1 protein-coding gene is annotated in these 1,691 nt (G+C 36.4%); it reads right to left on the reverse strand.

All coding sequences use genetic code 11. The features are described 5' to 3' along the window. Window positions 1-305: 305 nt before the first annotated feature. Window positions 306-1,691, reverse strand: a 1,386-nt coding sequence (locus CF599_RS19220; RefSeq protein ID WP_254050371.1) for a TraM recognition domain-containing protein, incomplete at its 5' end; no start/stop codon positions are given.

Raw genomic sequence — 1,691 nt, forward strand, 5'->3', positions numbered from 1 at the left:
ACTAACCAATTGCTTTTTAAAACTGTAGTTTCCATAATATTAAATTTTTAAATTAATTATGGAGCAAGCACAGGTAAGACTCAAGCGAGCGCAAAAAGCAACGCAATAAAGCGAAGACACAGTCAAGCGTTTATGGGGGAATTTTTTGCCTAGCGAACCGCGAGGCATTACCTATCTTAGTGAGGTAATTGATAAAAAATAAAAACACCAACTACCTGCTGTAACTATAAAATACCAACCATCGTTATAATTACAAAACCAAAACATACATCAAAATACTGGCACAAATTGAAACGAAATACTTATCACTTCTTATTAATCAAATGAACCAAATCAGGATCATTTTCAATGCGTTTTAGCTCATCTTCTATAATAGACTCAACATCAAGTTTAATCTGCTTATAATTAGCTTGAATGGTCTGATTTAAAGTATCGTTTCCATTGGCATCTGTAAAGGAAGTAATCTGAGGTATCTTTTTATACGCTTTCATTTCTTTAGAGACTTTCTCGTTATCAATTACAATCTCTGAGTGAAATATCTTTTGATCTATACGCTCATCAAAATTATCAGAAACGGCCCCTACAAACATCCCTTGAGTAAGAGTTGATATTTTAGAAGCGGGGATAAGGGTATCAAGCTGAGTAGAGAAGGAGGTAGAACGATCATTTCTATTAATGGAAATGCTTTGTCGTTTTTGAAGGATCTTCCCAAAGCGTTCTGATAACGCTTTAGCCGTATCTCCCACAACTTGACCTGAAAAGATATTACCTACTGTGTTTTGTATTACCTTACTTTCTTTATCTCCGTAATCTCTGTTAAGTTGTGAGAAGTCTTGAAAACCAAGACACACCACTACTTTATTACTACGAGCAGTAGCAATAAGATTATCGAGTCCTCTAAAGTAGATCGTTGGTAATTCATCTATGATAACAGAGCTCTTAAGTTGTCCTTTTTTATTAATGAGCTTTACGATACGTGAATTGTAAAGTCCTAAAGCAGCGGAGTAGATATTTTGCCTATCAGGGTTATTCCCTACACATAGTATTTTAGGCTCTTTTGGATTATTGATATCGAGTGAAAAATCATCTCCTGTCATAACCCAATACAGCGATGGAGATATCATACGAGATAACGGTATTTTAGCCGAAGCTATTTGCCCTTGTAATTGGTCTTGAGCTCCACCTTCCCAAGCATCCATAAAAGGAGAGAGGTAGTTTTCAAGATCTGAATAGGAGGTAAGGATAGTAAATACATCAGCATACTTTTTATTAAGCAGCTCAATAGCATGAGGAAACGTACAATACTTTCCGTTTTGATAAAGCTTTAAAAACCAAATAATAGCAGCTAAGAGGATGATTGGAGATTCCACAAAGAAGTCACCTTGCTTTTGTATCCACGAACGGTTTAAGTTTAACATGATGGTGTAGGCTGATTCATAGGCATCAGAAATATCAGTCATAAATGAAGGGTTAATCGGATTACAGCGATGACTACGATTTGGATCATCAAAGTTTATCACATAAAATTTAGGTGCAATAGCATATTTATCTTTGTGAAGAAGCAAGTGATTGTAAGCAATAGTCGATAGGTCATCGTCGGGTAGGTCGGAGGCATTACTGCCTCTTTCCCCCCTAAGAACCGTACGTGCGAGTTTCCCCGCATACGGCTCAAGTAATTCAATATTCTTGTG

The sequence above is a fragment of the Myroides sp. N17-2 genome, assembly GCF_002286775.1.
GTDB lineage: Bacteria > Bacteroidota > Bacteroidia > Flavobacteriales > Flavobacteriaceae > Flavobacterium.